The following is a 26174-nucleotide window of genomic DNA, read 5'->3' on the forward strand; positions in this document are numbered from 1 at the left end:
CTCAGCCGAAGAAGCCTTCGAAGGAACTTTCAAGGAAATGTTCCGCCGGCACGCCGCCGGCGTCGCCATCATCACCGCGAACTTCAACGGCGTCCCCTACGGTTTCACCGCCACCTCGGTGGCATCCCTTTCCGCCAAGCCGCCGCGTTTCACCTTCAACATGGCCCGGACCTCCAGGTCCTGGCCCGCGGTTGCCAACACCGCCTATATCGGGGTGCACATGCTCGGCCTGGAGAACCAGGAGCTCGCCGACCGGTTCGCCCGGTCCAGTGACCGGTTCGAGGGCGACCACTGGGCGCTGGGCCCGCACGAGGTGCCGATCCTCAAGGATGTGACCGGCTGGCTGATCGGCAAGATCCAGATGCGGCTTTCCTTCGAGAACAACGCCGTGGTGGTCGTCGAGGTGGTCGACGGCGCGCTCGGCGGCGACAGCGCACCGCTGCTCTATCACGGCGGCAGCTACAGCCAGCCGGTACCGCTGGACTACGAAATCTAGTCCGCCACCGGGCCGTTTCGACGGTTCCCTGCCGCCAGGACGCTTAGCGGCGTCGAGCCCGCAGGGAACCGTCGAAACGGGGGTCAGCTGTCGAGGCAGGTCGGGCCGAGCAGCACCTTCAGGTCGCCGAACAGCGACGGGCTGGGGTTGACGCGCAGGTGCACGGGCAGGCCTATGACCTCCACCCGGGAGTCACCGTGCAGGTGCAGCCGGACCTCCGACTTGCCGCGGTGGGTCCTGAGGACCTCGCCGAGCTCGTTCACCACGGCTTCGGTGGCCTTGTGCGTCGGCATGGTGATCACCAGCGGCCCGTCAAGGCCTTCGCTGAGGTCCGGCACAGAGAGTTCCATGCAGTTCAGGGCCACGGCGCCGTCGTCGCGGCGCTGCAGCCGGCCCTTGACGACGACGATCAGGTCCTCGGCCAGCACGGAGGCGATTGGTCCGTAGACCTGGCCGAAGAACATCACTTCCACCGAGCCGCCGAGGTCCTCGATCTCGGCACGCGCGTAGGCGTTGCCGCTGGCCTTGGCGATGCGCCGGCTGAGCGAGGTGATCATGCCCGCGATGGTGATGATGGCGCCGTCGTGCGGTCCGTCCTCGGCGATGATCGAGGTGATCGACTGGTCAGCGTGCTGGCTCAGCAGCCCCTCCAGGCCCTGCAGCGGGTGGTCCGAGACGTAGAGGCCCAGCATGTCGCGTTCGAAGGAGAGCTTGTCCTTCTTCTCCCACTCGGGCAGCTCGGGGATCTCGATGCTCAGCGAGGACTCGGACTCGGTGTCGTCGATGCCGGCGAACAGGTCGAACTGTCCGATCGCCTCGTTGCGCTTGAGCGTGATGACCGAGTCGATGGCTTCTTCGTGGATCATGGCCAGGGCCCGGCGGTGGTGGCCCAGCGAATCGAAGGCGCCGGCCTTGATCAGCGATTCGATGGTGCGCTTGTTGCAGACGACCGCCGGCACCTTCATCAGGTAGTCCTTGAAGGAGGTGTAGGCGCCTTCGCGTTCGCGCGCGGCCACCATCGCCTCGACGGCGTTGGCGCCGACATTGCGGATGGCGCCCATGCCGAAGCGGATGTCGTTGCCCACCGGGGTGAAGTTGAGCGCCGACTCGTTGACGTCCGGCGGCAGCACCGTGATGCCCATACGGCGGCATTCGTTGAGGTAGATCGCCGACTTGTCCTTGTCGTCACCGACGCTGGTCAGCAGCGCCGCCATGTATTCCGGCGCGTAGTGCGCCTTCAGGTAGGCGGTCCAGTAGGAGATCACGCCGTACGCGGCAGAGTGCGCCTTGTTGAAGGCGTAGTCGGAGAAGGGAAGCAGGATGTCCCAGAGGGTCTTCACCGCGGCCATCGAGTAGCCGTTGTCCTGCATGCCCTGGGAGAAGCCGGCGAACTGCTTGTCCAGCTCGGATTTCTTCTTCTTGCCCATGGCACGGCGGAGGATGTCGGCCTGGCCAAGGGTGTAGCCGGCGAGCTTCTGCGCCACCGCCATAACCTGCTCCTGGTACACGATCAGGCCGTAGGTCCCGCCGAGGATTTCGGCAAGCGGCTCCTCGAGCTCCGGGTGGATCGGGATGACTTCCTGGATCTTGTTCTTGCGCAGCGCGTAGTCGGTGTGCGCGTTGGCGCCCATGGGTCCCGGACGGTACAGCGCCAGCACGGCGGAGATGTCTTCGAAGTTGTCAGGCTTCATCAGCTTGAGCAGGGAGCGCATGGGCCCGCCGTCGAGCTGGAAGACTCCCAGGGTGTCGCCCCGGGCCAGCAGCTCATAGGAGGCGGCGTCGTCGAGGGCCAGGGACTCGAGGTCCAGGTCGACCCCGCGGTTCATTTTGATGTTTTCCAGGGCGTCGGAAATGATCGTCAGGTTCCGCAGGCCCAGGAAGTCCATCTTGATCAGTCCGAGGCCCTCGGAGGTCGGGTAGTCGAACTGCGTGATGACCTGGCCGTCCTGGAAGCGGCGCATGATCGGGATGACGTCGATGATGGGGTCCGAGGACATGATGACGCCGGCGGCGTGGACGCCCCACTGGCGCTTCAGGCCCTCGATGCCCAGGGCGGTCTCGAAGACCTTCGCGGCTTCCGGGTCCGTGGCAATCAGCTGCCGGAAGTCGCCGGCCTCGCTGTAGCGCTTGGCCTCCGGGTTCTGGATGTCGGCCAGCGGAATGTCCTTGGCCATCACGGCCGGCGGCAGGGCCTTGGTGAGCGTCTCGCCCATGCTGAAGGGATAGCCCAGCACGCGGGAAGAGTCCTTGAGGGCCTGCTTGGTCTTGATGGTGCCGTAGGTGACGATCATGGCGACGCGTTCGTCGCCGTACTTGCGCGTCACGTAGTCGATCACTTCGGAGCGGCGCCGGTCATCGAAGTCGACGTCGAAGTCGGGCATGGAGACGCGGTCCGGGTTCAGGAAGCGCTCGAAGATCAGGCCGTGGTGCAGCGGGTCCAGGTCGGTGATGCGCATTGCGTAGGCCACCATGGAGCCGGCACCGGAACCACGGCCGGGGCCCACCCGGATGCCGTTGTTCTTGGCCCAGTTGATGAAGTCGGCCACCACCAGGAAGTAGCCCGGGAAGCCCATCGAGGTGATGACTTCGAGCTCGTAGTCGGCCTGCTGACGGACCTTGTCCGGGATGCCCTGGGGGTAGCGGTAGTGCAGTCCCTTGTCCACTTCCTTGACCAGCCAGGACGTTTCGTCCTCGCCCTCCGGGCAGGGGAAGCGGGGCATGTAGTTGGCGCCGGTGTTGAAGGACACTTCGCAGCGTTCGGCGATCAGCAGCGTGTTGTCGCAGGCGTCGGGGTGGTCGCGGAACAGTTCCCGCATTTCCTGCGGGGACTTCAGGTAGTAGCCGCTGCCGGAGAAGGCGAAGCGCGAGCCGCCGTTGTCGTAGGTGGGCTCCAACAGGGTGGAGCCGGACTGGATGGCCAGCAGCGCCTCGTGCGCTTTAGCGTCGTGTTCGTGCGTGTAGTGCAGGTCGTTGGTGGCCACGAGCGGGAGGTTCAGTTCCTTGGCCAGCCGCAGCAGGTCTCCGGTGACGCGCCGCTCGATGTCCAGGCCGTGGTCCATGAGCTCGCAGAAGTAGTTTTCGGCGCCGAAGATGTCGCGGAACTCTGCCGCGGCTTCGAGCGCTTCCCGGTACTGGCCGAGCCGGAGCCTCGTCTGGACTTCGCCGGAGGGGCAGCCCGTGGTGGCGATCAGGCCTTCCGAATAGGTGTTCAGCAGCTCACGGTCCAGCCGGGGCCATTTGCCGAAGACCGAGTCCAGCGACGCGATCGAGGAGGCGCGGAAGAGGTTCCGCATGCCGGTGTTGTTGTAGCTGAGCAGTGTCATGTGCGTGTAGGAACCACCGCCGGAGATGTCATCCTTGCGCTGGTTCTCTTCGCCCCAGCGGACGCGGGTCTTGTCCGTGCGCGCGGTTCCCGGGGTGACGTAGGCCTCGACGCCGATGATCGGCTTGATTCCCTTGTCGGTGGCACGCTTCCAGAAGTCGAACGCCCCGAAGAGGTAGCCGTGGTCCGTGGTGGCCAGGGCGGGCATGCCCAGCCGCTCGGTCTCATCGAAGAGTTCCCCGAGGCGCGCCGCACCGTCCAACATGGAGTACTCGGTGTGGTTGTGGAGGTGGACGAACGAGTTGTTGCTGGAAGTCACCGAATCATTCTAGTGCCGGGCAGCGACACTCCCGTGCCGGCACGGCGGGGACAACGGAGCTCCGTGGGTAATACAGCTAGGCGTTGCCGGACTCCAGCACCTCGAGGGCGTACTTCAGGTCCTGCGGGTAGTCGCTGGTCACGGTGACCCGCTCCCCGGTCCGCGGGTGGTCGAAGGAGAGCTGCCGGGCGTGCAGCCACTGCCGGGTCAGGCCGAGGGTGGCGGCCAGCCGGGGATCCGCGCCATAGGTCAGGTCGCCGGCGCAGGGGTGGCGCAGCGCGGAGAAGTGCACGCGGATCTGGTGGGTGCGGCCGGTTTCCAGGTGCACCTCCACGAGCGAGGCCTTCCCGAAAGCTTCCAGCACCTCGTAGTGGGTCACCGAGTCGCGGCCGTCCTCGATCACGGCGAAGCGCCAGTCGTGGCCGGGGTGGCGGCCGATAGGCGCGTCGATGGTGCCGGCCAGCGGGTCGGGCAGGCCTTGGACGACGGCGTGGTAGACCTTGTCCACGGTGCGTTCCTTGAAGGCACGCTTGAGGGCCGTGTAGGCGTTCTCGGTCTTGGCGACCACCATGACCCCGGAGGTGCCGACGTCGAGCCGGTGCACAATCCCCGCCCGCTCGGGCGAGCCGGAGGTGGAAATCCGGTACCCGGCGCCGGCCAGGCCGCCCACCACGGTGGGGCCCACCCAGCCGGGCGAGGGGTGCGCGGCAACGCCCACGGGTTTATCGACGACGACGAATTCGTCGTCGTCCAGCAGGATCTTTAGGCCTTCCACAACTTCCTCCACAACTTCAAGGGGGTCCCGGCGCTCCGGCACGACGACGTCGAGCTCGCCGCCGGCGCTCAGCTTGAGGGACTTCCCCACGACCTTGCCATGGCTGCTGACATGGCCTTCGGCGATCAGCGTGGCCGCCTGCGACCTGGAGATGCCCATCAGCTTGGCCAGGCCGGCGTCCACCCGGGCGCCGGCAAGCTCCTCGGGGACGGTGAAGTGCCGGCGTTCTCCCGTGCTGGCGTTGCCGGGCTCAGACATTGTGTTCCCGCCCGTTTTCTTCCAGGGCAGCCGGGCCGGCGGCGTCGCCGTCCCGGTGCGGCAACAGGTGTGACCCGTCAAGGGTGATGCCGCGGAGGGTGAGCAGGCAGATGATGACCACCGAGGACACCACGGCGGAGTCGGCAATGTTGAAGATGGCGAAGTTGGGCAGCTGGATGAAGTCCACCACGTGTCCCATCGCGAACGACGGTTCGCGGAACAGCCGGTCGGTGAGGTTGCCGAGGGCACCGCCGAGCAGCAGGCCCAGCGCCAGCGCCCACCATGCGGAACCGAGCTTGCGCAGCTGCAGCAGGATGGCGACGGACACCGCCGCCATGATGATCGTGAACACCCAGGTGACGTTCTCCCCGATCGAGAAGGCGGCGCCCGAATTGCGGATGTAGTACCAGTGCAGCAGGGGCGGGAGCACGGGTATCCGCTCCCCCTCGGTCATGGTTGAGGTGACCCAGAGTTTGGTCAGCTGGTCGAAGGCGTAGGCGAACACCGCGAAGCCTGCGAACAAGGTGAGCAGCAGTGCGCGCCGCGGTTTGCGTGCCGGAGCCTGCGCGGCGTCTGCGGGCTGCACGGCGTCGGCGGGCTGGGCGGCGTCTGGGGTTGGTGCGTCAGTCATAGTGCTTTCGTTCCGGTGCCGGTGGTGGCGGGGGGCTTGCGGCTTGCGCGCAGGCTGCTGGGGAGACCGCAGGGCGGCGGTTAATGCCAAAAGCCGGTGGCCGAGGAGTCCTCAGCCACCGGCTTTCAGAATACGTGTAAAACGTCCTAGTTGGCTTCGACCTCGGGGGCCGCAACCGAACCACGGGCGTCCAGGTCACGCAGCTGGCCTTCGATGTAGGCCTTGAGGCGGGACCGGTAGTCGCGCTCGAAGCCGCGCAGCTGCTCGACCTTGCGCTCCAGCACCGAGCGCTGCTGCTCGAGGGCGCCCAGGATCTTGCGGGACTTTTCCTGCGCGTCGTTGACGAGGCTGCTGGCTTCGATCTGCGCTTCGGCGATGATCTTGTCGCGCTGCTGCTCGCCGTCGGCGACGTGCTTGTCGTGCATCTGCTGCGCCATGGCCAGCAGGCCTGCGGCGGACTCTGCGGATGCGGTGGCGGCGACCGGAGCCGGTGCTGCTGCCGGAGCGGGAGCCTTCTCGGCTTCCTTCTTCTTGGCGGCTTCGGCGGCCTTGGCCTCGGCTTCTGCCTTGGCGCGGTCCTCCTTCTCGGCCTTGACGGGTGCCGGCACCTTCTCCACGACGGGAGCGCCAGCAGAGGTGCTGGCGGCCGTGCCGGAACCGGCTTCGGCGAGCTTCTTGCGCAGCTCGTCGTTCTCCTGGTTCAGGCGTCGCAGTTCGACGACGATCTCGTCCAGGAAGTCATCAACTTCGTCCTGGTCGTAGCCTTCGCGGAACTTGGTCGGCTGAAAGCGCTTGTTGACAACGTCTTCTGGCGTCAAAGCCATCTGGTCACCTCGTTGGTCTAGTTAGTCAGTAGGCCTTCCGGCCGTCAAAACTACGGTACCTAAATATGGTCTGGTTCCTCTAATTCAACACCGCAGTGTCAAACCGGAGTTTTTATCTTTTTGGCCAGCGGAGCGGGTCCGCGGCCGGGTTACGTGGCGATCGGCTGCGCGTAGGTGAAGTACCTGGCGAAGCCCATGGCTACAGAGACGGCCAGGAAGAGCACCAGGAACGCCAGGTCCAGCGAGATTCCGCCGAGACGCAGCGGCGGAAGGATCCGGCCGAGCAGTTTGAGGGGTTTGTCTGTGATCGAGTACACAGTGTGGGCGGTGACGAGCGCCACGCCGCGCGGACGCCAGCTCCGGGCGAACATCTGCACCCAGTCGAAGATCAGGCGGATGATCAGGGAGACAAAAAAGAGCAGCAGTGCGATATAGACAAGTCCGAAAACAATTCCCATGAGTTAACTCATATCTCCATGATCATTCCGGATACCGCAGTGTCCTGAAAGTGGTTGCGCAACTATTCCAGCACGTCTATTTCAACACGGATCCTTCAGCACGGATGCCAGGCAGGTGTCCCCTGCCTGGCATCCGAACCGGAATCCCGGCTAGCTCTGGTTGAAGAAGGCGGCCTGTGTCTCGCTGGTCTTCTTGTCGTCGCCGATGACTTCGACATACGACGGCGAGAGCAGGAACACCTTGTTGGTGACCCGCTCAATGCTGCCGCGCAGGCCGAACACCAGGCCCGCAGAGAAGTCGACGAGGCGCTTTGCGTCGGCCTCGCCCATGTCGGTCACGTTCATGATGACGGGGATGCCGTCACGGAAGCTTTCACCGATGAGCTTGGCGTCGTTGTAGGACCGCGGGTGGATCGTGGTGATCTGCCGCAGGCCGGTGGTCTCTTCGCGGCTTGCGGCCGCTCGCTTGATGGGTGTCACGGGTGCGCGGTATTCCTCTTCAGCGGCGTAGGGCTCTTCCCGGGGCACTTCACGGACGGGTGCCGGCGCGCGGCGCTCCTCGCGTTCGTGCTCCATGGATTCGTCCTCATCCTTGTGCGGGGTGTGATGCTCGGACTCGTAGTGTTCGTCGCCATCAGCGAGCCCAAGATAGATCATTGTCTTGCGCAGACCGCCAGCCATGGTCGACTCCTAATCGTGTCCGTTTGCGGGCCGCTCAGTGACTTGTACTGGAATCCCCGCCATTACCTTCCAATACGTTGAACCTACCGCAAGGCCGGGCGCGGACCGAGAATATCGGAGCCTATTCGAAGGTGTGTCGCCCCGAACCGGATGGCCGCTTCGAGGTCCTGGCTCATTCCGGCAGAGATGCCCGTGGCGTGGGGGTGGTCGCTGCGCAGCCGGGCGGAGATTTCCGCCAAATTTTCGAAGGCGCCCTCCGGTGCCGCGCCGAGCGGCGCCACGGCCATGACGCCGGCAAGCCACAGTCCGGGCGTTCCCGAGAGCTGTTCGCCCAGCGCTGGGACATCCGCGGGCAGCGCCCCACCGCGGTGGCCGTCCGCGTCCTCGTCCAGGCTGACCTGGATGAAGCATTCGAGGTCGCCGCGGCCGGTACGTTCCTGCTCCGCGCGGACCGCTTTGGCCAGTGCGGTGACCAGCTGGGGCCGGTCCACGGAGTGCACGGCGTAGGCGTATTTCACGACCGATTTGGCCTTGTTGCTCTGCAGTTGGCCGATGAAGTGCCACCTCAGTTGCAGCTCCTGTAGCCGGGCCGCTTTCTCTGCCGCCTCTTGGTCGCGGTTTTCGCCGACGTCGGTGACGCCGAGCGCGGCGAGCCGTGCGACGTCTTCGGCCGGGTGGAACTTGGTGACCACAATCAGCTGTGGCGGGGCAACCCCGCGCCCGGCATCGGCCGCCGCGTCGCTGATCCGCCGCCGCACCGCGGCGAGCCGTTCGCGGAGCTCGGCGAGCCTCGGGTCAGCTGGTGTGGAGTCCGTCGCTGGCCCCGTCATGCCGTAGCCCCCGTAGCGTCGGTCCAGACCAGGCCCGCGAACCGGCCCGTGTTGTTGTTGCGCCGGTAGGAGTACAGTTCCCCGTCCTCGCGGGTGCAGCCGCCGGCATATTCGACGGCGACCCCCTCGGACTCGAGCTGGCTGCGGACGCCGGCCGGCAGGTCCAGCCCGGGCGTTCCTTGGGCCGTGGTGCACCAGGCCGCGGGGACGATCGCCGCAACGTCAGCGCGCATTCCTTCCGGGACCTCGTAGCACTTTCCGCAGATGGAAGGCCCAATCCAGGCACCGATGTCGACGGCGCCCAGGGCACGCATCCGCGCCAGCGCGGCGGGAACCACACCGGCCGCCAGTCCCGGCCGTCCGGCATGCACGACGCCGAGAACCGGCCCAGCGGTCCCGCTCTCCCCCACCAGCACGATCGGCACACAGTCCGCCACCATGACCGCCAGCGGTTCGCCGGTGGACACCATGGCGTCGGCTGTCGGGGCGGTCGCGGCCGGTTCGCCTGGGATCGCCGCCGGGCCACCGCTGGCATCGGCGGCGATGACGGCCACCTCGCTGCCATGGACCTGGTTCATGAATCGGAAGCCACGCGAGCCGAGCCCGGCAGCCTCTTCCAGCGTCTCGCGGCGTCGGCGCACCGCAGCAGGATCGTCGCCGACGTGAAGCGCCAGGTTGCCCGCGGCCACATTGGTGAACGCCGCCCAGACGCCGGGCCGCACCTCAGCTCGCCAGTAGAACACTCAGCACACCGCCTGTTCGGGAGCAGCAAACAATGAAAAACACATACCAATCACCGTAGCGTGCGAAAAAGCACCATGGCACCGCCGGAGGCAGTGCCATGGTGCTGATTGCTGTTTTGGACCGATGCCTACTTCAGGAAGTCAGGCACATCCAGGTCGTCCGAGTGGCGTCCGGACAGGTCCGGCTCCACGACGGAGGGCAGGTCCACATCGAAACCCGAATCGGCCGGTACGGCCGAGGGGCGCTGCTGTCCCCAGTTGCTGAGCCCGGAAGCGCCCACGCCGGCGTGCATCGGCTGTGCCGGTGCGGAGGCGGGGGCCTGCGCCGGGGCCGGAGCCGGAGCGGCGGCGCGTGCCGGGGCGGGCTGGGACTGGTCCATGGACGGCGAGGTGGCCTTGACGTCGTCGAAGCCGGCCGCGATCACGGTCACGCGGGCCTCGTCGCCGAGGGCGTCGTCGATCACGGCGCCGAAGATGATGTTGGCCTCCGGGTGGGCCACTTCCTGCACCAGGCGGGCTGCTTCGTTGATTTCGAACAGGCCGAGGTCCGATCCGCCCTGGATCGAGAGCAGGACGCCGTGGGCACCATCAATGGAGGCTTCCAGCAGCGGCGAGGCGATCGCCAGTTCGGCGGCCTTGACCGCACGGTCCTCGCCGCGGGCCGAACCGATGCCCATGAGCGCGGAACCGGCACCCTGCATCACGGACTTGACGTCCGCGAAGTCGAGGTTGATCAGGCCCGGGGTGGTGATCAGGTCGGTGATGCCCTGGACACCGGAGAGCAGGACCTGGTCCGCGGAGCGGAAAGCATCCAGCACCGAGACGTTGCGGTCGCTGATGGAGAGCAGGCGATCGTTGGGAATGACGATCAGGGTGTCGACCTCGTCGCGCAGGGCGTCGATGCCGGCTTCGGCGGAACCGGCGCGGCGGCGGCCCTCGAAGGTGAACGGGCGGGTGACCACGCCGATGGTCAGCGCACCCAGCGAGCGGGCGATGCGGGCCACGACGGGCGCGCCGCCGGTGCCGGTGCCGCCGCCTTCGCCGGCGGTCACGAAGACCATGTCTGCGCCGCGGATGACCTCTTCGATTTCGTCGGCGTGGTCCTCCGCTGCCTGTCGGCCGACCTCAGGATTCGCACCGGCTCCCAGGCCGCGCGTCAGCTCGCGTCCGACGTCGAGCTTGACGTCCGCATCGGACATCAACAGCGCCTGCGCGTCCGTGTTGATGGCGATGAATTCGACGCCGCGAAGACCGACTTCGATCATGCGGTTGACTGCGTTCACGCCACCGCCGCCGATGCCGACGACCTTGATGACGGCCAAGTAATTCTGCGGAGCTGCCACGTTACGTGTCCCTTGTTCGTGTTCTATTGCGAAAACTGATGGAGTCAAGCTTGAGGCTTTGAACCTTAACCTTCCAGTTGAAGGTTATAGTTATGTCAAGTAACTCATGTCTGTGACGCTATTTCCTATCCAGAGGACATTCAATAACCGGCTCCGCGTGTCGCGGTAATACCGGCCAAATGCCGTCCGTTTCTACTTTTTTGCTGCTTTGTGGCGACGCCGGATCCCGGCAGGTGCGCCACTTCCACTATCGCCCGCGGACCGCCCCATGTAAGGCAGGCCCGCTACCGGGTGACCGGGTGGCGGGGCACACTCACGTCGTACACGGCCACGGGATTTTTCGGATCCGCGGGCGCCTTCAGCAGGGCCGAGAGCACCCGGGCTTTGAGTTCCTTCTCCCCCGCGTTGCCCCACACAATGGTCCGGCCGTCCAGGAGTTTGAGCTCTACGGCGTCCACGGACTTGGCCGAGGCATCGGAGAGCCGGGCGAGGACGTCCGGCGGAAGTGCCCCGAGGACCCCGGTGATGGCGTGGAACAGGTCGTTGGGCAAGGCGCCCCGGCCGGCGTCGATGACCGGAAGCTTTATCGCAGCCGGGTCCTTGGCCTTGCCGAGCTGGACGCCGTCGACGTCCACCAGCTGGTAGACCTCGCCCTGTTTCACCAGCGCCACCGGTATCCGCTCGGTGATGCGCACCTGGAGCGTGGACGGGGGCCGGGCCTGGGTGCTGACTGCTTTGACCTGGACGAGCGGCTGCAACAGTCCGCTGACTTCCTCGTCGCTGATCTGGGTCAGGGGTTTGCCCTGGAGCGGTTCGAGGGCAGCTTTGACCTGTTTGGTGCTGAGGATCCGGTTGCCCTCCACGGTGACCGTGCGAACGGCAAGCCACGGCGAGTACACGGCCGCCGCGACGATCCCCGCCATCAGCACCGCGATCACGGCGACCGTGGTGAGGACGATCCGACGGCGCCGTTTGGCCTTCGGTTCGGGGAAAGCGAGCACCTTGCCGGGCTGCGGCTCCCCCGTGCCGCCGCCGCCCGGATTTTTGGGGCCGCCCGGGTTTTTCGGGCCGGTCGGGTTTTTGGGCGCACCTGTCGGGCCGGCGCCGGTCGGGGCGGTGTCTGTCGGAGCGGTGTCTGTCGACTTCGACGCCGAGATCACGTCGTCCTGCCCGGCGGCGGGCCGGCCGGAGGCAGGCCCGCGCGGGCCGGAGGGGTACGCGGGCCGGCGCGGGCTAGCCACCGGCGGCCTCGACCGTCAGGGCCTCGACAATGAGCGGGCCGTAGGCGGTGACATCGCCCGCGCCGGCGGTGAGGACGATGTCTCCCGGAGCCGCGGCCTCGAGCACTGCCTTGACGGCCTCGTCCCCGGGGCCCACAAGCCGTCCGCCGGGGCCGAGGTGGTCCGCGATCAGCTGGCTGGTGACGCCCGGAATGGGGTCTTCCCGGGCCGGGTAGATGTCCAGCACCAGCGCGGTGTCAGCCGCGGCGAGGGCCTCCGCGAACTCGTGCGCGAACTCCCTGGTCCGGGAGAAGAGGTGGGGCTGGAAAAGCACGTGGACCCGGTGGTCGCCGGCCACCGAGCGGGCCGCGGCGAGGGCCGCCCGGACCTCGGTGGGATGGTGGGCATAGTCGTCGTAGACGCGGACACCCCGGCCCGAGCCTTTGAACTCGAAGCGGCGCGAGGCACCGGAGAAGTGGGCCAGCGCGCCGGACGCCGCTTCCGGCGTGATGCCGAGCTCCAGCGCCACTGCGAAAGCCGCGGCGGCGTTCAGCGCATTGTGCCGGCCGGGGACCTGGAGTTCGACCGCGAAGCGGCCAGCCGGCGTCGAAATCCAGACACCGCCCGGTCCGCCGTCGTGCAGCGTTACGTCGGCGTCGACCGCCGTTCCGTAGAGGACCACGCGGGTGTTTCCGCGTTCCCGGGTGCGCAGCGCGAGGGCACGGGCGCCGTCGTCGTCGGCGCAGGCCACCAGGAGGCCGTCGGCGGGAAGCAGTTCGGTGAAGCGGTCGAAGGAGGCGTAGACGGCCTCCGCCGTGCCGTAGTGGTCCAGATGGTCCGGCTCGACGTTGGTGACGACCGCAATCCGCGGACGGTAATTCAGGAAGGAGCCGTCCGACTCGTCCGCTTCGGCGACGAACACCGGGGACGACCCGGTGGCCGCGTTGACGCCCAGGGCCGGGACGTTGGCGCCGATGGCGAAGGAGGGATCCATCCCGGCGCCCTGCAGGAGCACCGTGATCATCGACGTCGTGGTGGACTTGCCGTGCGTGCCGGCGACCGTGATGGCCGTGTCCTGCGCCATCGTTGCGGCCAGCGCCTCGGAGCGGTGCAGCACCGGCAGTCCCGCGGCGCGCGCGGCTGCCAGCTCCGGGTTGTCGGAGCGGATGGCGGAACCGGCAACGACGGTCTGCGCGTCGCCAAGGTTTGCCGCGTCGTAGCCGACCGCGATCCGGGCGCCGGCGGCGGCGAGCTCGGCCATGACCGGCAGGTCCTTGGCGTCGGAGCCGCTCACCGGCAGGCCGCGGGCAACCATGATGCGCGCGACGGCGGACATCCCCACCCCGCCGATGCCGATGAAGTGCACGCGCCCCAGCGAGTCCTGGGTGCGGACCCCGGGAGGGGTACCGTTCTGGGCCTGGGTCATTGCTTTACCGCTTCCTGCCGGGTGTTCAAGGTGCTGTCTAGTTCAGGGGTCACTGCTGCGCGGCCGCGCTGCCGGCCGTGGATTGTGCGGCTTCGAGAACGAGTGCGGCCATCCGCCGGTCCGCGTCGCGGATGCCGAGCCGTTCCGCGGCGGCGGCCATCCGGTCCAGCCGGGTGCGGTCCTGCAGCAGCGGGATGACATGGCCGGCGACCCAGGCGGCGTCAAAGGCGGCGTCCTCGACCAGGAGCGCGGCATCGGCGTCGACAAGCCCGGCGGCGTTGAGCGACTGTTCCCCGTTGCCGATAGGAAGCGGGACGAACACAGCGGGGACGCCGACGGCGGCGACCTCACAGACGGTCGCGGCGCCGGAGCGCGCCAGCAGCAGGTCGGCGGCGGCGTAGGCCAGTTCCATCCCGTCGATGTACTCCACTTGGCGGTAGCCGGGCGCGGCCAGCAGCTTGCCCTCGGCATCATGGACGGCCTTGTCCCGCCCGGTGATGTGCAGGGTCTGGATGCCGGCGTCGGCAAGCGCGCCGACCGAGGCGGCAATGGCGCGGTTGATGCTTTGGGCGCCGGAGGAGCCGCCGGTGACGATCAGGGTGGGTTTGTCCTGTTCCAGGCCGAGGGCAGTGCGCGCGGCTTCACGGGCAGCCGTCCGGTCCAGGCCCGAAATTTCACGCCGCATCGGCATCCCGACATGACGCGCCCCGCGAAGTTTGGTCGCCGCGAACGCCACGGCCACATGCCGGCTCAGCCGCGCGCCGACGCGGTTCGCCAGCCCCGGACGGGTGTTTGCCTCGTGCACCACGATCGGGATCTTGCGGCGCCACGCGGCAAGGTACAAGGGGGTGCAAACGTAGCCCCCGACGCCGACGAGGGCGTCCGCCTGTGCCTCGTCGAGGATGGCGCCGGCCTGCCGCACCGCGCCGGCGAGCTTGCCGGGGAGCCGCAGCAGCTCCATCGAGGGTTTGCGGGGAAACGGAACCCGGCTGACGGTGGCCAGCTCCAGCCCCGCGGCCGGAACCAAACGGGCCTCCATGCCGCCGGGGGTGCCGACGGCCAGGAGCTGCGCCTCGGGCCTGGCCTCGAGGATGGCGTTGGCGATGGCCAGCAGCGGGCTGATATGCCCGGCTGTGCCGCCGCCGGCGAGGACGACAGACAGGTTCGGTTTGGTCTTCATGGTGGGCTAGGTACGCTTCCGTGCGGGATTCTTGGGGGCGGGGATCCTGGTGCCGGGCTTCCGGCCGGGCGTGCTGCCTGCCGCGGGCCTGGCTGATTTGGCGGATCGGGCGCCCGTGGCCGCAGCCGGGGCCTTGGCGCCCGCTGCCGGCCCGGCAGCCGGCCGCTTGGTGGCCCGCCTGGCACCCGCCTGTTTGCGGAGGACTTTTGCGAAGCCGGCAGGGCCGAACTTGAACATCCTTTTAGGCTGCATGTTCGGCTCCATCTGGGCGCGGGCCAGTGACAACACTACGCCGATGGCGCACAGCGACATGAGCAGGGCCGAGCCGCCGTAGGAGATGAAGGGCAGCGGCACGCCGATGACGGGGAGCAACCCGGTGACTACGGCCATGTTGACGGTGGCCTGGCCAAGCAGCCAGACCATGATGGAGCCTGCAAGGACGCGGTGGAACAGGTCCTGCTGGGCCACCACGACGCGATAGATGGCAGTGCCAAGCACCGCGAAGAGGACCAGGACCACGATGGTGCCGATCAGGCCGAGCTCCTCGCCGATGATCGCGAAGATGAAGTCGTTGTGGGCTTCCGGAATCCAGCTGTATTTCTGCCGGCTCTGGCCCAGCCCGACGCCGAACCAGCCGCCGGAGGCCAGGGCGTAGAGGCCGTTGGTGGACTGGTAGTTCACGTCCGAGCCGTCGGCGCAGGTTTGGCCAGTCCACGACAGGATGCGGCAAACCCGGTTGGGGCTCGTGATGGCAAGTACCACCGTGCCGACGGCCAGGACCGCGCCGGCGATGCCGAAGAGGTACAGCCGCACGCCGGCGAAGTACAGGGCGGCCGCGGTGATCATCATGACGATCATCGCGGTGCCGAGGTCGTTGCCAAGCAAGATCAGGCCGATCACCCCGGCCGCGCCCGGGAGCACCACGGGAATCAGCGCGTGCTTGGTCAGGTGCAGTAGCTTGGCTTTGGCGTGCAGCACCGTGGCCATCCAGAGCGCCAGCGCCAGTTTCGCCGCTTCGGAGGGCTGGAAGGTGATTCCGCCGACTTCGATCCAGTTCTGGTTGCCCAGTGCGCTGCGTCCCACGAGGAGGACCAGGACCAGCAGGACGAGCGCCCCGAGGATGGCGAACCAGGCGACGCGTTTGAGCCACACCACGTTCACCCGGGAGAGGACCAGCATCACGAAGACGCCGATGGCCGCGAACATCCCCTGCTTGAGGGCCGCGGAATAGGGCGACTCACCGGCCGCGATCGCCTCCACGCTGGAGGCGGACAGCACCATCATGATGCCGATCGCGGTCAGCGCGAGGGTGGAGCCGAGGATGAGGTAGTACGTGGAACCGTTCCGCGACTTCCCGGTGCCTTCCAGGGCGGACCAGAAGGTGCGGTACCAGCCGCGGACACGGGCCACGGGGGTTGCGCCTTGTGTGACTGGCGTACTGCTTACGGCGCCCGTCCGCGGCGCGGTACGGGTGGGCGTGCTGACCATTGCTACTCCTCGGTGGTCTGAGCCTGCCCTTCCACGAGCTCGCGGACAGCTTCGATGAAGGCGTCGCCACGGTGAGCATAGGAAGAGAACTGATCCATGGATGCAGCCGCCGGGGCCAGGAGCACAGTGTCCCCCGAGGTGGCCAGCTGTGCCGCCGACTCAACGGCCCGTGCCATCACAGTCTCACCGTAAATCGGCGAGGGGCCTGCGTCGGCGTGGGCCGTTTCGGCAGTCTGCACGTTTTCAGTTTCGCCCTTTGCCTGGCCGATCACGGGGACATCCGGAGCGTGTCGCTGGAGCGAGGCCAGCAGGCCGGACGAGTCCGCGCCAATCAGCACCACAGCCTTGAGCCGGGAGGCGTTGTCGCGGACCAGTGAGTCGTAATTCACACCCTTGGACAGGCCGCCGGCGATCCACACCACGTTCTGGAATGCGGACAATGAGGCGGCGGCGGCGTGCGGGTTCGTGGCCTTGGAGTCGTTGATCCACAGCACACCCTCGTGGCGGGCCACGGGCTGGATACGGTGGTCCCCCGGCAGGTAGTTCTGCAGCCCTTGGCGGACGGCGGACGGCTCCACCCCGTAGGCGCGGACGAGGGCCGCGGCGGCGAGGGCGTTGGCGACCATGTGCCGGGGCGCCACGGGTCCGAGGTCGGCCATCGCGGCCAGTTCGGCGGCGCTGTCCTTGCGTTCGGGAATGAAGGCACGGTCCACGAGCAGGCCTTCGACGACGCCGACCATGCTGATCGCCGGGGTGACGGTGGTGAAGCCCACGGCGCGGCAACCCTCGACGACGTCGGCGTCTTCCACCATGCGCTCGGTTTCGATCTGCTCGGCGTTGTAGATGCACGCCTTCTGCGTACGCTCGTAGACCTTGGCCTTGTCCGCCAGGTAGGAGTCGTAGGAGCCGTGCCAGTCAACGTGGTCTTCGGCGACGTTGAGGCACACGCTGGCGACCGGCGACACGGAGTGGCTCCAGTGCAGTTGGAAGCTGGAGAGTTCTACGGCGAAGACGTCATAGTCCACCGGGTCGCGGAGCGCGTCCAGGATTGGCGTGCCGACGTTCCCGACGGCGATCGCCTTGAGTCCCGCGGCCTGCAACATCGATTCGGTCAGGCCGACGGTCGTGGTCTTGCCGTTGGTGCCGGTGATGGTGAGCCAGTCCGCCGTCTTGCGGCCCTTGCGTTCGCGGACCCGCCAGGCGAGTTCGACGTCGCCCCAGACCGGGATGTGTGCCCGCGCGGCGGCAGCCAGCAGGGACTGGTCGGGCCGCCAGCCGGGCGAGGTGACGATCAGCTCAGGCTTTTCGCCGTCGACCTTCGGAACGGAGGCGACGGCGTCTTCGCCGAGCAGTACATCGACGGCTCCGACGATCCGCAGGGTGTCCGCCTGGGCGCGGGCCTTCGCGCTGTCCGCGGCGTCCACCACGACCACACGGGCGCCGAGTTCGATCAGGGTGTCGGCGGCGGCAAAACCGGAGATCCCGATGCCGGTGACGACCACGCGGAGGCCGGACCAGTCCGAGTCCCAGCTGGTGAGGTTCTCCAGCCGCGGCGAGGTGGCCAGCGGCTCAGGGATGTTCCCGCTCAAAGCAGCACCACCCATTCGGCGTAGAAGATGCCCAGGCCCGCGGCGACGAAGAGTCCGCAGAGGATCCAGAAGCGGACCACGACGGTGACTTCCGCCCAGCCCTTGAGTTCGAAGTGGTGTTGCAGCGGGGCCATCTTGAAGAACCGCTTGCCCTTGGTGATCTTGAAGTAGCCGACCTGGATGATGACCGAAAGGGTGATCAGGACGAAGAGGCCGCCGATGAAGGCGAGCAGCAGTTCGGTCCGGGACAGGATCGCGAAGCCGGCGACGGCGCCGCCGATCGCCAGCGATCCGGTGTCGCCCATGAAGATCTTCGCCGGAGAGGTGTTCCACCAGAGGAAGCCGACCAGCGCGGCGCTGAGGATGGCCGCGAGCAGGGCGAGGTCCAGCGGGTCCCGGACGGTGTAGCAGCCGGCGCCGGCCTGCCGGGGTGAGCCGCAGGCCTGGTTGCTCTGCCAGATTCCGATGATGGTGTACGCCCCAAAGACCATCACGGAGGCGCCGGCGGCGAGGCCGTCCAGCCCGTCCGTGAGGTTGACGCCGTTGGTGGCGGCGGTGACGATCAGGTTGGACCACAGCACGAACAGGATGGCTCCGGCCACGGTGCCGCCGAACGCGAGGTTCAGCCACGGGATGTCCCGGACCAGGGAGATCTGGTACGACGCCGGCGTGACGTTGTTCTCGTCCGGGAAGTTCAACGCCAGGACCGCGAAGATGATGCCGACCGCGGCCTGCAGGATCAGCTTGGCCTTGGCGTTGAGCCCCAGGCTGCGCTGCGCGGAAATCTTGATGAAGTCGTCCAGGAATCCGACGAGTCCCATGCCGACCATGAGGAAGAGCAACAGCAGCGCCGAGGCCGATGGCCCGGGCGACCGTGGGTTCATCATCCACATGACGAGGTGCGTGATGCCGTAGGAGACCAGGACCGCCACCACGACCACTGTGCCGCCCATGGTGGGGGTGCCGCGCTTGGTGTGGTGCGAGGTGGGCCCGTCGTCCCGGATGAACTGTCCATAGCTCTTCCGGACCAGGAAGCGGATGAAGAGCGGGGTGCCCAGGAAGGAGAGCAGCAGGGCCAGACCGGAGCCCATCAGCAGTGCGATCACGGCAGGGTGCTCCCTTCGGTGGCGGTTTCGGCAGGGGTCTCAGCAGCGTCTCCGGCGGAGGTACCGGCCGGCGCCTCCGGGGCCAATGGGGGTAATGCTATCCGATCCCCCAGATGGCGCAGTCCGATGCTGTTGGAAGACTTGAAGAGGACCAGGTCCCCGGGCTCGAGTTCGGCGCGCAGGATCTCGTAGGCTTCGTCCACGGTCTCGGCGAAGAGGCATTCGTCGCCCCAGGAGCCCTCGTTGACCGCCGAGACGTAGAGGGCGCGGGCCTCGCGTCCGATCACCAGCAAGCGGGAGATGTTGAGCCGGACCACCTGGGTGCCGACGGCGGTGTGCTCGCGGATCGAGTCTTCGCCGAGTTCCAGCATCGCACCGAGCACGGCCCAGGTCCGGCGGCCACGGCCCAGGTCCGCCAGCGTCCGCAGGGCGGCGCGCATGGACTCCGGGTTGGCGTTGTAGGCGTCATTGATGATGGTCACGCCGTCGGGCCGTTCAGTGCGTTCCATCCGCCAGCGGCTGGCCGCTGCTTGGGCGCTCAGCGAGGCGGCGATGTTCGCGCCGGGGATGCCGGCGGCGTGCGCCGCGCCGGCCGCGGCCAGCAGGTTGCCCACGTGGTGGGCCCCGATCAGCTTGGCCGAGACGTGGTGGCGGGCGCTGTCGCCGGGAAGCAGGAGGTCGAATTCGGGGTGGCCGCCGGCGTTGAACTCGACGTTCTCGGCCTGGACGGCGGCCTGCTGGCCGTCGCGGGCGGGCTGGGCGGAGAAGCCGAGGACCGTCGCGGAGGTCCGGGCGGCCATCGCGGCCACCCGCGCGTCGTCCAGGTTCAGCACGGCCGTGCCGTGGACGGGGAGGGCTTCGACCAGTTCACCCTTGGCCAGGGCGATGTTTTCGACGCCGCCGAACTCGCCGGCGTGGGCCGTGCCGACGGCCAGGACCACACCGATCTCCGGGTGGACCATGTTCGCGAGGTAGCGGATGTGGCCGATGCCGGTGGCGCCCATCTCGATCACGAGGTAGCGGGTCCCGAAGCCGGCCTTGAAGACGGTCAGCGGCACGCCGACCTCGCCGTTATACGAACCCTGCGGCGCCACGGTTTCGCCGTGTTCGGCGAGGATCCCGGCGAGCAGGTCCTTGGTGGTGGTCTTTCCCGCGGATCCGGTGATGCCGATGACCGTGAGTGACTCGCCGGCGGCTTCGCGGTGGGCGCGGATCCGGCGCACGGCCTCAGCGGCGAGGGCACCCATGGCCAGGACGGAGTCCGCAACGACCACCGAGGGGAAGTTCCGGCCGTCGGCGGCGGGGACGTCCCGCTCCACCAAGGCCAGCACTGCACCGCGTTCGAAGGCGGCGGCGACGAAGTCGTGACCGTCGGCTGCCTCCCCCGGCTTGGCCACATAGAGGGAACCCGCCGTGGCCTCGCGGGAGTCGGTGACCACAGAGCCGGGCGTGAGGCCCGGTTCGGCGGCCAACCGGCCGTTGGTTATTTCGGCGATTTCCGCCGCTGTAAATGCAATCATCTCGGTTTAGGACTCTATCCGCTGGTCATCGAGAACGGTGAATCCTCGTACTGTCAAGGCGGACCGCAGTTCCACCCGGTCATCGAGCGCCAGATTGACGCCCTTGACTTCCTGCCAGACCTCGTGGCCGCGGCCGGCAACGAGGATTGTGTCCTCCGGGCCGGCCAGTTCCACCGCTTTGCGGATGGCGGCGTCACGGGGGAAGACCTCCAGCACCGTGCAGCCGAGTCCCTCGCGATCTTTGGCTTCGAGGGCGCCCGCCATCACGTCGGCGCGGATGGCTGCCGCGTCCTCATCGTGCGGGTCGTCGTCGCTGACGATCACGACGTCGGCGAGCCGGGCCGCGATCGCCCCCATCGTGGGGCGCTTGCCTTGGTCGCGCTGGCCGGTGGCACCGAACACGACGATCACTTTTGCTCCCGCCTTCGGGGAACGCACGGCTTCGAGCGCGCGGGCGAGAGCGTCCGGGTTATGGGCGAAGTCGACCACGGCGGCCGGCGCTGTCGCGACGAGCTGCATGCGTCCGGGCACGGCTACGGTGAACGGATCCGCCGTGTCCAGCGCGGCTTGCACCTCGGCCGCGGGGACGCCGCTGGCGAGCACCATGGCCGTGGCCAGGGCGGCGTTGGCGACGTTGAAGCTCCCGGGCAGCCCGGTGTGCAGGCGCAGTTCGGTACCGTCCTGGTGGCGCAGAGCGAACTCGGTGCCGAGCCCGCGCGGCTGTGGGTCCACGACAATCCAGTCCGCTGCCGGACCGACTGCGCCAGCCGCATCGTCAACGGCGTCGGTGCGTGTGGCGAGCGTGGTGACGGGGATGCCGGCGCCGGCCGCCAGTTTCCGGCCCCATTCATCGTCGACGGTCACGACGGCGGCCCGGGCGCGCTGCGCGGTGAAGAGCCGGGCCTTGGTCTGGAAGTATTCGTCCATGGTCCCGTGCAGGTCCAGATGGTCCTGGGTGAGGTTCGTGAACCCGGCGACGTCGAACACCACGCCGTCGACCCGGTGGAAGGAGATGGCGTGCGAGGACACCTCCATGGAGGCGGCGTCCAGGCCGCGTTCGCGCATGAGGGCCAGGAGGGCGTGCACGTCTGTCGATTCCGGCGTGGTGAGCAGGCTCGGGATTGCTTCGCCGCCCGCCAGGATTTCGATGGTGCCGATCAGCCCGGTCTTCCGGCCCAGTGCCCGGAGCAGGGAGTTGATGAAGTAGGTGGTGGTGGTCTTGCCGTTGGTCCCGGTGACGCCGAACAGGGCCGGAGCGGCGGCGTTCTCCGGCCTGCTCTGGTAGATCAGCGCGGAGAGGGCCCCGACCAGGCTGCGCGGTTCCCCGGCCAGCAACACCGGGACGGAGATGTCATTGGAGAGCGCCAGCAGGCGGGCACCGGCGTCGTCCGTCAGCACCGCGACGGCGCCGGCTTCCACTGCCTGGGACACGAAGTCAGCTCCGTGCCGGGTGGCTCCGGGCAGGGCGACGTACAGGTCCCCCGGCATGACGGCCCGGGAGTTCAGCGAGATCCCGGTGACCTGGACGTCCGCGGCGGCGCCGGGGACGACGACGCCGATCCCCTCGCCAATGATCTCGAGCGGCACCGGGGCAACCGCCGTGGGCCGGAACGCCGAGGTGGAGTCCTGGCCGGTCGGGGTGGCCGCCGCTTCCGGGGCATTGAGCTCTGACAAAAGGATCTCCATTGGTGGTGCTGGTGCAATGCGGGCCGCGCGCGGAAGATTGATCCGCACGCAGGCCCGGCTGCATGGAACTGGTTGTTGCTGCTGACTCGTCCTGCTGGGTGCTACTTGGCGTACTGCGGCAGCCGGACCGGCTTCCCGGTGGACGGCTCGACGTTGTAGGTGCGCAGCGTCTGGCTCATGACCGAACGGAACACGGGTCCTTGCGTGATGCCGTAGATGCTGCCCTTGGGCCGTTGCAGGACCACTTCAACAATAAACCGCGGATCGTCCATTGGCGCCATCCCGATCAGGGAGGCGGTGTAGCCGCAGAATCCCGACTTGCCGTCGTCGCACGGGGACTCGGAGGTGCCGGTCTTGGCGCCCACCCGGTAACCGTCGATGGCGGCGTCCTTGATTTCGCCCTCGGTGACGGCGCTTTCCAGGATGTCGCGGACCTGCTTGGCGGTGTTTTTGGAGACCACCTGCCGGTTGGGCTTGGCCGGGACCTTCTCCTCGGTGCCGTCGGGGCTGATGTAGCTGTCGATCAGGCGCGGCTGCACCATGACGCCGCCGTTGGCGATGCTCTGGTAGGCGCGGACCGTTTGCAGGGTCGACTGGGCAACGCCCTGGCCGAAGAGCACGGTGTACTGCTGGCGGCCGTCCCACTGGTCGGCCGGGGTAAGGATGCCTTTGGACTCCGCGGGCAGCCCGATGTCCGGCGCCTCGCCGATGCCGAACTTCTGCAGCCAGTCGTGCCGCTTTTCCTTGCTCAGCCGCTGGCCCACCATGACCGTGCCGGTGTTCATCGAATAGCCGACGATGCCGGCCAGCGTCCGTTTCTCGGTGCCGTGTTCGAAGGCGTCGGTAAAGTTCTGGCCGTCCACCGTGTAGCTCGGCGGGATGATGAATTTGTCCAGCGGGCGGGCAGTGCCCTCCTCGATGGCCGAGGCGGCGGTGATCATCTTTTCCACGGAGCCAGGCTCGTAGGCGGCGGTCACCGCTCGGACGCCGCGGTCTTCGGCTGCGACTTTGCCGGGATCATTGGGGTCCGGCGCATTGGTGTCCGCCATCGCGATGATGTTGCCGTTCTTGGCGTCCTGGATGATGATGATGCCCCACTCAGCGCTGAGCTTGTCCTTCTGGCTTTGGATGGCCTGCTGGGCAAAGTACTGCAGGTCGGAGTTGAGCGTGAGTTTGATGTCCTTGCCGTTGACGGCCGGCGTGAACTGGTCGACGCCCACCGGGATCCGCAGCCCGTCGGCGCCGATCTCGAACAGCCGCTTGCCTGCGGTGCCCTTGAGCACGTCATCCTGGGTTTGTTCCAACCCCGCCTGGCCGGTGGTGCCGTCCTTGAGGAAGCCGACGATTCCGCCGGCCACCGAGCCGTTGGGATAGACGCGTTTGCTGGTGCCCTCGGTGACGATGCCGGGGACCTGGAGTTTGGAAACACGGTCCTCCACGTCGGGCCGGATGTCCTTCGCCACGATGTAGTAGCGGGACGTGCCGGTCAGCGCCGTTTTGAGGTCGTCCATCTTCATGCCCAGCACGGTCGCCAGCTCTTCGATGCCCTGGTCGCGCGGGATCTTGACCACCGTGTCCTTGCCGTCGACCTTTTCGAGCCTCGGGAACGATTCGGTGTTCGTGTTGACGGTCTGGTCAACCACGACGTTATAGCGGATCACGCTGCTGGCCAGCACCGTGCCGCGGGAGTCGAGGATGCTTCCGCGCTCCGCGGGCAGTTCAATCGGCTTGAGCCGGTTCTGGAGGGCCGCCTCGGCCATGCCGCCGACGTCGAGGCCCTGGACCAGGAACAGTTTCCCGCCAACGACCAACAGCAGCGTGAGCATGAGGCCCAGCCCAAGCCGCAGCCGTCGCGTGGCGCTCGGCGTCTTGCTGGGGCGTGCCTTGCCGGTGTTCTGCGCCACGATGTTTCCTTGCTACTTGCCTGGCTGGTCGTTGGTCCCGTCGGCTATTTTCCGGGGACCTTCTGCGCGGGGGCGGGGATGGTGCCGCCGTAGAGGTTCACCGACAGGGCGGGAACCTTGACGCGCGCTGCCTTCGCAGTCTGCGCGGCGGCAGCGGCTTCAGCGGCTGCCGGGAGGCTCGACGCCGGCTTGCGGCTCAGGAGCGGTTCGTTCTCCGAGGCGGACGGAACCACATTGACCTGGCCGGCAACAGCCGGCGCGGCAATGACGGAGCCTGCATCGTCGCCCTTCACGGCGGGCTTGGCCTGCCCGGTCACCGCGAGCGTGGCCAGGTCGATCTGGCCCTTGCCTGCGGAGGCCACCATGCCCAGCTCCGTGGCCTTGGCGGCCAGGTTCTGCGGGGCGTCAAAGTTCTGCACCTGCTGGGTGAGGTCCTGGTTCTGCTTGGTCAGCGTGGACTGCTGGGCCCGCAGCTCGACCAGCTGGTACTGCGCCGAGGAGACGGAGATGTTCAGGACGAGCACGGCCATCAGGGCCAGGGCGAGGATACCGAAGCACATCACCACAAACGGTGCCCGACGCTTGCGCGGAACGGAGCGGACGACGGAGAGCGGCGTCCGGGACTTGCGGACGGGCGCACCGGGGTGCAGCGCCGGGAGGGCACGGGCCGTGGCAGCGGTGGCAACGGGGAAGCTGTTGACGGCGGCGGTGCTCATGCGACTCTCCTGGCTTTGATGCGTTCCACGGCGCGGAGCCTGGCGGAGGCGGCGCGTGGGTTTTCTGCTGTTTCTTCGGCGGTGGGCACCTCGGTGCCCTTCGTCAGGGTCTTGAGTTCGGGTTTGTGCTCCTCAAGCTCCACCGGGAAACCGAGCGGGGCCGAGGACTTGGAACCGGCTTGGAAGACTCCCTTGACGATCTTGTCTTCCAGCGAGTGGTAGGACATGACGACAACCCGGCCGCCGAGGGCGATCGAGGCCACGGCCGCCGGAATCGCGCGCTCCAGCACCTCGAGTTCCTCGTTGACCTCGATCCGGAGTGCCTGGAAAGTCCGCTTGGCGGGGTGGCCGCCGGTCTTGGCGGCACCGGACGGAACCACGGCCCGGATGGTTTCGACAAGTTCGCCGGTGGTAGTGAAAGGCTTCTCGGCGCGGGCTGCAACGATCCGGTTGGCGATCCGGCCGGCGAACTTCTCCTCGCCCCACTTCCGGATGATCCGGACGAGGTCCTCTTCGCTGTAGTTGTTCACGACGTCGGCAGCGGTCTGGCCGCGGCTGGTGTCCATCCGCATGTCCAGCGGCGCGTCGAAGGAGTAAGCGAAACCTCGTTCGCGTTCATCGAGCTGCAGCGAGGAGACGCCGAGGTCCATCAGGATGCCGTGGACCTCGGCGAAGCCCAGGTCCTGAAGGACTTCGGGGATTTCGTCGTACACCGCGTGGACCAGGTCGATCCGGTCAGCGAATGGCTTCAGGCGTTCTCCCGCCAGGGCGAGGGCTTCCTCGTCACGGTCGATGCCGATCAGGTGCAGGTCCGGAAACCGCTGCAGCATGGCTTCGGAGTGGCCTCCCATGCCGAGCGTCGCATCGACGGCGACCGGCGTCTCGCCACGGCGTCGCGCCTCTTCGAAAGCCGGTGCCAACAAATTGATGCACCGGTCCTTGAGGACCGGTACATGTCGTTCGGACGTAGGCTTCGCCTGGTTTGAGTCGTCACTCATGCCTGCGTCCTTTCGTTGTCGGGTGTGGCTGTCGCGTGGCGCTGCGGGTGTTCCCCGCGGTGCCGGTTTGCGGCTTCTTGATCCAGATCCCCATCCGCGCCTACCCTGCGGTCCGCCTGGCTCCGGGGAAGTGAGCCAGGTGAACTGCCGGATGGGCGGCTGGAGATCTCAATCAAGAAACGCTTGGTGCTGATGGTGCCGCCCGGGTCTCAGAGGATTCCCGGGATGGCGTCGTCGGTTTCCGAGAAGGCGGTTTCCTTTTCGGCCAGGTACTCGTTCCAGGCCTGGGCGTCCCAGATCTCCGCGCGGGTGCCTGCGCCAATGACGGCCAGTTCCCTGCCGAGACCTGCGTATTCCCGGAGCGCCGGCGGAATCGTCACGCGCCCCTGCTTGTCAGGTACCTCGTCAGAGGCTCCAGAGAGGAAAACGCGGATGTAGTCACGGGCCTGCTTGGAGGAGATTGGAGCCTCCCGCATCTGCTCGTGAACCCGGCCGAATTCCGCCTCACTGAAGACGTAGATGCAACGTTCCTGGCCCCTTGTGAGAACCAGGCCGGCGGCGAGTTCCTCGCGGAACTTTGCCGGCAGGATGATTCGACCCTTTTCGTCCAGACGCGGCGAATGAGTGCCGAGAAACACGGCCCACCGCCTGTCTGTTGTAG

Annotated in this window: 22 protein-coding genes; 1 reads left to right on the top strand and 21 read right to left on the bottom strand. The window is 67.4% G+C overall.

Going from position 1 to position 26174, the window contains the following annotated elements:
• Positions 1–37 precede the first annotated feature (37 nt).
• Positions 38–496: a flavin reductase family protein gene (locus tag AC1DNC_RS16280; protein ID WP_476863638.1), complete on the top strand. Its 459-nt coding sequence runs from the start codon at positions 38–40 to the stop codon at positions 494–496.
• Positions 497–579: 83 nt separating this feature from the next.
• On the opposite strand, the gene dnaE is transcribed toward AC1DNC_RS16280, so the two are convergent.
• The 21 genes from dnaE to mraZ all read right to left on the bottom strand — a co-directional run bounded on the left by dnaE (position 580) and on the right by mraZ (position 26151).
• Positions 580–4137, bottom strand: a complete 3558-nt coding sequence (gene dnaE / locus AC1DNC_RS16285) for a DNA polymerase III subunit alpha (RefSeq protein WP_476863572.1) — start codon at positions 4135–4137, stop codon at positions 580–582.
• Positions 4138–4213: 76 nt separating this feature from the next.
• Entirely contained in the window at positions 4214–5170 is a 957-nt protein-coding gene (locus AC1DNC_RS16290) for an RluA family pseudouridine synthase (protein ID WP_476863573.1), read from the bottom strand.
• Complete coding sequence (gene lspA, locus AC1DNC_RS16295) at positions 5163–5801, bottom strand: signal peptidase II (protein WP_476863574.1); 639 nt, start codon at positions 5799–5801, stop codon at positions 5163–5165. Before lspA ends, AC1DNC_RS16290 begins: the two co-directional genes overlap by 8 nt.
• Positions 5802–5947: 146 nt before the next feature.
• The gene (locus tag AC1DNC_RS16300; RefSeq protein ID WP_476863575.1) at positions 5948–6625 is read right to left on the bottom strand and encodes a DivIVA domain-containing protein; all 678 of its coding nucleotides are present in this window, start codon (positions 6623–6625) and stop codon (positions 5948–5950) included.
• Between the two features lie 149 nt (positions 6626–6774).
• Complete coding sequence (locus tag AC1DNC_RS16305) at positions 6775–7083, bottom strand: YggT family protein (protein WP_476863576.1); 309 nt, start codon at positions 7081–7083, stop codon at positions 6775–6777.
• A 150-nt stretch (positions 7084–7233) separates the two neighbouring features.
• The gene (locus AC1DNC_RS16310; protein WP_476863577.1) at positions 7234–7764 is read right to left on the bottom strand and encodes a cell division protein SepF; all 531 of its coding nucleotides are present in this window, start codon (positions 7762–7764) and stop codon (positions 7234–7236) included.
• Between the two features lie 83 nt (positions 7765–7847).
• Positions 7848–8594: a YggS family pyridoxal phosphate-dependent enzyme gene (locus AC1DNC_RS16315; RefSeq protein ID WP_476863578.1), complete on the bottom strand. Its 747-nt coding sequence runs from the start codon at positions 8592–8594 to the stop codon at positions 7848–7850.
• A complete protein-coding gene (locus tag AC1DNC_RS16320) occupies positions 8591–9337 on the bottom strand; it encodes a purine nucleoside phosphorylase YfiH/LACC1 family protein (protein ID WP_476863579.1) in 747 nt (248 codons plus the stop codon). The genes AC1DNC_RS16315 and AC1DNC_RS16320 overlap by 4 nt, the downstream gene beginning before the upstream one ends.
• Positions 9338–9465: 128 nt before the next feature.
• Positions 9466–10680 (bottom strand): cell division protein FtsZ, encoded by a 1215-nt coding sequence (gene ftsZ, locus AC1DNC_RS16325; protein WP_476863580.1) that lies wholly within the window; start codon positions 10678–10680, stop codon positions 9466–9468.
• A 284-nt stretch (positions 10681–10964) separates the two neighbouring features.
• Positions 10965–11921 (bottom strand): cell division protein FtsQ/DivIB, encoded by a 957-nt coding sequence (locus tag AC1DNC_RS16330; RefSeq protein ID WP_476863581.1) that lies wholly within the window; start codon positions 11919–11921, stop codon positions 10965–10967.
• Positions 11914–13326: a UDP-N-acetylmuramate--L-alanine ligase gene (murC, locus tag AC1DNC_RS16335; protein WP_476863582.1), complete on the bottom strand. Its 1413-nt coding sequence runs from the start codon at positions 13324–13326 to the stop codon at positions 11914–11916. The genes AC1DNC_RS16330 and murC overlap by 8 nt, the downstream gene beginning before the upstream one ends.
• Positions 13327–13375: 49 nt before the next feature.
• A complete protein-coding gene (gene murG / locus AC1DNC_RS16340; protein WP_476863583.1) occupies positions 13376–14506 on the bottom strand; it encodes an undecaprenyldiphospho-muramoylpentapeptide beta-N-acetylglucosaminyltransferase in 1131 nt (376 codons plus the stop codon).
• A 6-nt stretch (positions 14507–14512) separates the two neighbouring features.
• Positions 14513–15994, bottom strand: a complete 1482-nt coding sequence (ftsW, locus tag AC1DNC_RS16345; RefSeq protein ID WP_476863584.1) for a putative lipid II flippase FtsW — start codon at positions 15992–15994, stop codon at positions 14513–14515.
• Between the two features lie 2 nt (positions 15995–15996).
• Complete coding sequence (gene murD / locus AC1DNC_RS16350) at positions 15997–17598, bottom strand: UDP-N-acetylmuramoyl-L-alanine--D-glutamate ligase (protein ID WP_476863585.1); 1602 nt, start codon at positions 17596–17598, stop codon at positions 15997–15999.
• Positions 17580–18689 (bottom strand): phospho-N-acetylmuramoyl-pentapeptide-transferase, encoded by a 1110-nt coding sequence (gene mraY / locus AC1DNC_RS16355; protein WP_476863586.1) that lies wholly within the window; start codon positions 18687–18689, stop codon positions 17580–17582. The genes murD and mraY overlap by 19 nt, the downstream gene beginning before the upstream one ends.
• Positions 18686–20209, bottom strand: coding sequence for a UDP-N-acetylmuramoyl-tripeptide--D-alanyl-D-alanine ligase (locus AC1DNC_RS16360; RefSeq protein WP_476863587.1), 1524 nt, complete (start codon positions 20207–20209; stop codon positions 18686–18688). Before AC1DNC_RS16360 ends, mraY begins: the two co-directional genes overlap by 4 nt.
• 6 nt (positions 20210–20215) lie before the next feature.
• Positions 20216–21883, bottom strand: coding sequence for a UDP-N-acetylmuramoyl-L-alanyl-D-glutamate--2,6-diaminopimelate ligase (locus tag AC1DNC_RS16365; protein WP_476863588.1), 1668 nt, complete (start codon positions 21881–21883; stop codon positions 20216–20218).
• Positions 21884–21996: 113 nt separating this feature from the next.
• Complete coding sequence (locus AC1DNC_RS16370) at positions 21997–23799, bottom strand: peptidoglycan D,D-transpeptidase FtsI family protein (protein WP_476863589.1); 1803 nt, start codon at positions 23797–23799, stop codon at positions 21997–21999.
• A 44-nt stretch (positions 23800–23843) separates the two neighbouring features.
• Positions 23844–24515, bottom strand: coding sequence for a cell division protein FtsL (gene ftsL / locus AC1DNC_RS16375; RefSeq protein WP_476863590.1), 672 nt, complete (start codon positions 24513–24515; stop codon positions 23844–23846).
• Positions 24512–25513 (bottom strand): 16S rRNA (cytosine(1402)-N(4))-methyltransferase RsmH, encoded by a 1002-nt coding sequence (gene rsmH, locus AC1DNC_RS16380; RefSeq protein ID WP_476863591.1) that lies wholly within the window; start codon positions 25511–25513, stop codon positions 24512–24514. The genes ftsL and rsmH overlap by 4 nt, the downstream gene beginning before the upstream one ends.
• Positions 25514–25722: 209 nt before the next feature.
• Positions 25723–26151: a division/cell wall cluster transcriptional repressor MraZ gene (gene mraZ, locus AC1DNC_RS16385; RefSeq protein WP_056740915.1), complete on the bottom strand. Its 429-nt coding sequence runs from the start codon at positions 26149–26151 to the stop codon at positions 25723–25725.
• Between the last annotated feature and the right edge of the window lie 23 nt (positions 26152–26174).

It is taken from the genome of Arthrobacter sp. 01N442 (assembly GCF_056399345.1).